Annotated in this window: 5 protein-coding genes, 1 tRNA gene and 1 pseudogene; 5 read left to right on the top strand and 2 right to left on the bottom strand. The window is 35.9% G+C overall.

Going from position 1 to position 6,082, the window contains the following annotated elements; translation table 11 throughout:
• Window positions 1-323: 323 nt before the first annotated feature.
• Window positions 324-395: transfer RNA gene (locus OZD64_RS02620), tRNA-Asn, on the top strand.
• A gap of 33 nt (window positions 396-428) precedes the next feature.
• On the top strand, window positions 429-1,949 hold the full coding sequence (gene gpmI, locus OZD64_RS02615; RefSeq protein WP_274999247.1) for a 2,3-bisphosphoglycerate-independent phosphoglycerate mutase: 1,521 nt from the start codon (window positions 429-431) through the stop codon (window positions 1,947-1,949).
• A gap of 39 nt (window positions 1,950-1,988) precedes the next feature.
• Here gpmI and fabD read toward each other — a convergent pair whose 3' ends face one another.
• A complete protein-coding gene (gene fabD, locus OZD64_RS02610) occupies window positions 1,989-2,969 on the bottom strand; it encodes an ACP S-malonyltransferase (protein WP_038199165.1) in 981 nt (326 codons plus the stop codon).
• A 128-nt stretch (window positions 2,970-3,097) separates the two neighbouring features.
• On the opposite strand from fabD, the gene rpmE reads away from it, so the two are divergent.
• From rpmE to OZD64_RS02595, 3 genes are all read left to right on the top strand, one after another.
• Entirely contained in the window at window positions 3,098-3,301 is a 204-nt protein-coding gene (rpmE, locus tag OZD64_RS02605) for a 50S ribosomal protein L31 (protein ID WP_007548602.1), read from the top strand.
• A 38-nt stretch (window positions 3,302-3,339) separates the two neighbouring features.
• On the top strand, window positions 3,340-4,134 hold the full coding sequence (locus tag OZD64_RS02600) for an NAD kinase (RefSeq protein WP_274999246.1): 795 nt from the start codon (window positions 3,340-3,342) through the stop codon (window positions 4,132-4,134).
• 83 nt (window positions 4,135-4,217) lie between these two features.
• Window positions 4,218-5,573 (top strand): hypothetical protein, encoded by a 1,356-nt coding sequence (locus OZD64_RS02595; RefSeq protein ID WP_274999245.1) that lies wholly within the window; start codon window positions 4,218-4,220, stop codon window positions 5,571-5,573.
• A gap of 197 nt (window positions 5,574-5,770) precedes the next feature.
• Here OZD64_RS02595 and OZD64_RS06855 read toward each other — a convergent pair.
• Window positions 5,771-6,082: pseudogene (locus OZD64_RS06855) on the bottom strand (transposase); the annotation flags it as partial.

Below are 6,082 nucleotides of genomic sequence, written 5' to 3'. Positions count from 1 at the left end.
TGGCATTTTTTGATGTCTTGTAACGCTTTATAAGCGCGTTCAGCTTATTTAGATAAAAATCTAGATGTAGATGAAGTTTTGTAAAGACATACAGTATCTATATACTGCAAAAAATTGAACATAAGACGCCGATACATTAAGTAATCCTTACCTTTTAATCTGCAGATTGGCGAAAGCAAATACAATAGCTTCAGTCTCATGATAAGGGCGCTGGCGGAGTTTGTCAAGTAAGTTTTTTTGTTTCTATGGGTCAGTTGGACTTAAAGTCTACACAAAAAACGTTTACAACCAACGTTCAACATGGTAAATTAAAAACGGTTTATTCCTCGGTAGCTCAGTGGTAGAGCAGTTGGCTGTTAACCAATTGGTCGCTGGTTCGAATCCGGCCCGGGGAGCTCTTCTCTGTGAAATTCTAGTGTTGATTTTATATGAACATTAAATCAGTGGTTTTATGTATACTAGATGGCTGGGGAAATGGAATAGAGAATAATAAATACAACGCTATCAGCAACGCAAATCCACCCTGTTGGCAATATATTAGCTCTAATTATCCAAAATGCAGTTTATCCGCCTGTGGAGCTGATGTGGGGTTACCTGGTGGTCAAATAGGTAACTCAGAAGTTGGCCATATGAATATTGGCAGTGGTAGAGTGGTAATACAAAGCCTTCAGCGCATTAATCAAGAGATTGGAACAATAGAAAACAATGTAAATCTACAAAGTTTTATTAATGATCTAAAAAGTAAGAACGGAGTATGCCATATAATGGGATTGGTGTCCGATGGTGGTGTTCATTCGCATCAAAAGCATATTTCAACTTTAGCAAATAAAATATCACAGCATGGAATAAAAGTGGTGATACATGCATTTTTAGATGGCAGAGACACATTGCCAAATTCAGGAAAAAAATGCATTCAAGAATTTACAAAGAGTATAAAGGGAAATGACACAAGAATTGCTACTGTTTCTGGGCGTTACTATGCTATGGACCGTGACAACAGGTGGAAGAGAACAATCGAAGCTTATGAGGCTATCGCATTTGCAAGGGCACCTTGTCATGATAATGCAGTATCGTTGATTGAGAATAACTATCAAAATAACATAACTGATGAGTTTATCAGGCCCGCAGTAATAGGTGATTATCAAGGTATAAAACCAGAAGATGGAGTGCTGTTGGCTAACTTTCGTGCTGATCGAATGATACAATTAGCAAGTATTTTGCTTGGCAAAACAGATTACGCTAAGGTAGCAAAATTCTCTTCAATTTTAAGTATGATGAAGTATAAAGAAGATCTCAAAATTCCTTATATTTTTCCTCCTACTTCTTTCGCTGATACTCTAGGACAAACAATAGAAGACAATAAATTACGACAATTACGTATCGCCGAAACCGAGAAATACGCTCATGTGACTTTCTTTTTCAATTGTGGAAAAGAAGAACCTTTCTCTGGTGAAGAAAGAATACTCATTCCCTCACCAAAAGTTCAAACTTACGATTTGCAGCCCGAAATGTCAGCCTTCGAGCTCACAGAAAAGCTTGTAGAAAAAATTCACTCCCAAGAATTCGCACTGATAGTTGTAAATTACGCTAATCCTGATATGGTAGGGCATACAGGTAATATAAAAGCAGCCGAGAAAGCTGTGCTAGCTGTAGATGATTGTCTTGCGAAAGTGCTGAATGCTGTTAAAAAGTCAAGCAACACCGCATTAATTGTTACTGCAGACCATGGTAACGTGGAATGTATGTTCGATGAAGAAAATAATACACCTCATACAGCACACACTCTAAATAAAGTGCCATTTATTGTGTCTTGCGATAATCTAAAACTAAGAGACGGAAGGTTATCTGACATTGCCCCTACTATTTTACAGCTACTTGGAATTAAAAAACCAAACGAAATGACAGGCAGTTCGTTGATTTCTTGCATTACCCTCTGTCATTCCAGCTAGGCAGCGTTATGCACCGGAATGACATCAAATAGATGTGTTTTAACTTAATCCAACTTTTAAATTTTTCGCTGTTAGTACTAATGATTCATTAAAGAAGCTGTCAATATCACCAATACTATCTATATTTTTTGTACTGATAGATTGGTCAATTCTTTTGACCAAATTAGATAAAACTTTATTAGGGCCAATTTCAACAAATTTGTTAATGCCACGGCTTGACATATACAAAACCATTTCTCTCCATTTCACTCTGCTTACAACTTGCTTGGCGAGTAAAGTTTTTATAACTTTGGGATCACTCTCCTCTTTAGCTGTAACATTTGATATCAAAGGAACTATAGGACGGGTTATTTTAATACCCTTCAAAAACTCCAAAACTTTTTCATCAGCAGGTTTCATAAGAGATGAATGAAAAGGCCCACTAACCTGTAATTTAATTAGTTTCCTCACACTCGAGTTTTTGAATAAATCGGGTAACATTTCAAGAGCTTCTCTAGTGCCACTTATAACCACTTGTCCGCCACCGTTATCGTTTGCAATTTCACAAATTCCGTCAATTTGAACTGATTTCAATATATCTTCCACTTCATTTATCTCTGCTCCAAGCAACGCAACCATTCCGCCTTTACATTTCAGTGAAGCTTCATGCATTGCTTCGCTGCGAACTTTCAGCAGCTTGATTGCAGACTCAAGCGTTAACGCTCCTGCAGCACACAGCGCTGTATATTCGCCAACTGAATGCCCACAAACATATTTAACATTGTGATCAGTGAAAAGAGATTTGCCAAACACATGCTCCATAACACGTAGCATTGCAATTGATACTGCCATTATAGCTGGCTGAGCGTTTTCTGTAATGGTTAATTCTTCAATAGGACCGTTGAAGATTAAATGAGACAGCTTTCCATCCAATATGCTATCTACTTCATTAAATACTTGTCTTGCAACAGAAAACTCACTATATAAGCTCTTTCCCATTCCTACAAACTGAGAGCCCTGACCGGGGAAAGCAAAAATCATGATAGTTATTATTTATTCCTTATTAAATATACTACTTTATTTATTTTTTGTCAATATTTTAGAATAATGATTGACTTAGTGAATTAAGTTCACTAGAATATTAGCTGACTAAAAGTTTATAAACAACAATGAATTATCATAAAATTATTATAGTTATGACAGACGGTCAGGAGTTTGAAACTCGTTCCACTTATGGAAAGGAGGGAGATAGGGTAAAACTTGATAGAGATCCTCTTACTCACCCTGCATGGACTGGAAGTTTGACAAGCGGGTTAGCAAGTAAAACTAGCAAATTAGCTAAGTTTAACGATAAATATGGAAGCATTTTCTAATTCTCCTCCTCTTTAAGTTTTAGAGAGTTTACTGAAGCATGCATAAATACAAAAATATAGGCTATGTTGCTTCTCCATCACCAAAATCGCAGGAAGTATCTAAACTATTAAAGAAACTTAATTTGATCAATATAACAGAAGAAAATAAGTCCGAAATCGATCTATTGATAGTTGTTGGCGGTGATGGCTTTATGCTACGCACTTTGCACAATTACGTCATAGAAAATAAAAACATGCATGTGTATGGGATAAACACTGGCAATGTTGGGTTTTTGATGAATAAATGCTTTAGCTGCAGTGAAGATTTAATTGATCATATAGAGCATGCAACTTCAACTCAGTTAACTTTGCTAAAAATGGAAGCAACAGACACAAGTGGCAAGAGATATCATTACATAGCAGTAAACGAAGTATACGTTTTTAGAAAAGCGAACCAAATAGTAGAGATGAATATTACTATTAATGATAAGCTAAAAGTAGAAAAATTTAGAGGGGACGGAGTAATATTATCTACCCCCACAGGCAGCACTGCATACAACTTCTCTGCCGGTGGCCCAATCTTGCCGCTAAATTCAAATTTACTTGCACTCACTTCTATCAATAGCTATTACCCAAGGCATTGGAATGGAGCGTTAATATCAAACGATACAATCGTACAAATTGACATTAACGACACAAAAAACCGTCCAGCACTTGTAGTATCAGATTACAAGGAGTTTCATAATATATCACAGATAAAAATACAAAAAGACCACGAAAACACAATAACTTTGCTTTTTGACAAAGATTACCCTCTGAATGAAAGAATCTTTGATAGACAATTTCTATACTAATAATTATCCGTAAATTGGTATTTACTATATCTTAATAACTATAGCGTAATCAATGCAGCATAGTAATTAATTTTGGAGTGAATATGCCTGGACCAGTAAATGCAGAACAAACAGTAACATTAATTTCTTCCACATCAATAAGTGAAGATGGCGAGATAACACCAGGAATTTTACCAATACCAGCACTTAGGACAAGTACTCCGAAAAAAAATGATGAAAATACAGCTTTAGAAGCTTTGTTAGAGGAAGAATTTAAAGAGAAAAAAAACAGCAATGCTAATTCAAGAGATCCGTTAACTCTTGAGACTCAAGTATCACCTCCTTCCCTAGAAGAAACAAAAGGTGAAGAAACTCATGTTGACGTGCCACAAAATTCAACTCTAAGCAGATCCCCTTCTCAAGAGACAGTATTTGATGATCCTGATGATCTTGATAAAACATTAACACGGTTAAGCAGAGAATCAAGTAACAAACTTAGCAATGTACCTTCAACTTCTCCACCATCATATAAGACAGATGACTCTGAAGAGTCTTTGTCACTAAATTCTGATGTAGGTGGCACAACAAATAAAAAAACAAACAGATTCTTGCCAAGAGCAAAGTATTCCATGCAGCAGAAGGGCTTTATAATTTTTACTGCAAGTGCTATTATACTCAGTATATCTGCAGCTTTATTATATTTACAAGATAAAGCAAAATTTATTGCATTTTTTACAAACAGCCCAAAATATATCACTATACCAGTTATCGCACTTGCTGCATTGCTTGCAATTGGTCCAATATTTTTTGCAACAAGGCAATTTATAGATACTGAAGAACATTCCATTCAAAAAAAAGATGCGGATAAAATTTTAGCTGAGGTGTTGGAGCACCAGCCAAAAGATAAAGCTATAAAATCTGTAAGACTGGAATATAGCAATGGCACTCATTCAAATTTTGTACTTAATGCTTGGGAAGCTAAACAAGGCTTCACTAACATTGACGAAAAAGTAATTACTAGAACTAATAAAATAAAATCAGTAATTAACGACAGACCAATATTTACTGCATTATTTACTGGTGTAGTTGCTGCAAATATAGCGTTTCCTCTAGGGCTACTTGCAACACATGGTGTTAATGGTGTACAAAAATTTTACCAAAACCCTTTGACTAATAACATAGGATTATCATTACTTATAGGTTCTGGTATACTTGCATTATCAATTATATGTCTTGGCGTGCATTATTATAGAAAAACAAATTGCACTAACCTTATATATTCTGAAGAAGAGATTGATCCTAAAGATGTTAATGGGAAATTCATTGAGGAAATAAAACGAGAAAGAACAAATGTTCTTGGGGAAAATCACAGTAAAGACGCTAAACGCAGCAGCTTAACGCTTGAGCAAGTTGTGGTTCAATCTCATAATTGTAAGGATATTGTTTATAGTGTCGGTTAATAAAATGCATGATATAGCTAGTGCAGCCCTACGTCATACCGCTGCAGACCGTCATACCGCGATTCATTCGCGGTATCTCTAGATCCCGCTAACACGTAGCGGGATGACGATTGTCAGGGTAGCACCTCCCTCCCCTGTCATCCAAGTAGCTGACTGACCTTACCCAGAAAAAGTGGAGAGAAAGTTTGGAATGTTTTTCACAAGGAGAATGATGAATCAAAATGCTCAGGAATGCAATAGTTAATAGTGACGTTGTTTGTTATAAAAAATTTCTATATATTCAAATATAGCAGTTTTGATATGCTGTTTAGAGTGCCGAGAGGTGTCTATTGGTAACTCCCTTTTTAGAGAACTGAAGAAGCTTTCCACAACAGAATTGTCGTAACAACAACCTTTATAACTCATCTATGTTTTTTATGGATAAGAGATATTGATAACCTTGCGAAGTATATTGTGAACCTTGATCACTATGTAATAGTAGATTTTTGGCAGGTTTACGCTTGTTAACG

Source organism: Wolbachia endosymbiont of Drosophila tristis (genome assembly GCF_028981745.1).
In the GTDB taxonomy this organism is placed as follows: domain Bacteria; phylum Pseudomonadota; class Alphaproteobacteria; order Rickettsiales; family Anaplasmataceae; genus Wolbachia; species Wolbachia pipientis.
The sequence above is the reverse complement of the archived record's forward strand: the minus strand, read 5'-3'. Positions and strand labels throughout refer to the sequence as shown.

Bases quoted from the DNA above. Each gene is read 5' to 3' on its own strand.
- gpmI (WP_274999247.1), top strand. From the start codon at position 429: ATGAACATTAAATCAGTGGTTTTATGTATACTAGATGGCTGGGGAAAT.
- fabD (WP_038199165.1), bottom strand. From the start codon at position 2,969: ATGATTTTTGCTTTCCCCGGTCAGGGCTCTCAGTTTGTAGGAATGGGA.
- rpmE (WP_007548602.1), top strand. From the start codon at position 3,098: ATGAATTATCATAAAATTATTATAGTTATGACAGACGGTCAGGAGTTT.
- OZD64_RS02600 (WP_274999246.1), top strand. From the start codon at position 3,340: ATGCATAAATACAAAAATATAGGCTATGTTGCTTCTCCATCACCAAAA.
- OZD64_RS02595 (WP_274999245.1), top strand. From the start codon at position 4,218: ATGCCTGGACCAGTAAATGCAGAACAAACAGTAACATTAATTTCTTCC.